Source organism: Candidatus Protochlamydia sp. W-9, assembly GCF_001950615.1.
GTDB classification, from domain to species: domain Bacteria; phylum Chlamydiota; class Chlamydiia; order Chlamydiales; family Parachlamydiaceae; genus Protochlamydia; species Protochlamydia amoebophila.
Map to the genome: position 1 here is coordinate 1 of NZ_BCPZ01000327.1, position 439 is coordinate 439.

Annotated in this window: 1 pseudogene; it reads right to left on the reverse strand. The window is 35.8% G+C overall.

Annotated features, from left to right (window positions below):
• Positions 1 to 160: 160 nt before the first annotated feature.
• Positions 161 to 439, reverse strand: a pseudogene (locus BU804_RS09085) (hypothetical protein); the annotation flags it as partial.

Genomic DNA, 439 nt, shown 5'->3' on the forward strand with positions numbered 1-439 from the left:
CAAATGTTCGTATTTGGCTGCAATAGCCATTATCGTGCATTCTTATATTATAACGAGTCATCTCATTCATACTGATTTTCCTTTTGGATTGAATTGACTAACCGCCACACGCTTTGTTTTACTCTTTTCAAGTTGCAACTGATTTGATTTTGTTTTTAAATTAACTATTCCAACCATCCAAGTATGCCTCTAAAGCTTCTTTTTTCCGATCACTGAGAACATCAATGACTCTTTTGTTTGTTAGACCACTAATCACAACAACAAAGTCTTTATGTCCTTTATACATAGCAATTTCATCAAAGCTGATCACCTCTGTGGGGAGGAGGGGATTTAATTCTTGTTTTCGTTTTGCTACAGTTTGATAAATTTCCGTAGCGGTTTTATCCTTAATTCCAAATTTTTTGGCTGCATAAGTAGCCGTTGTTTCTCGGCAGCATTC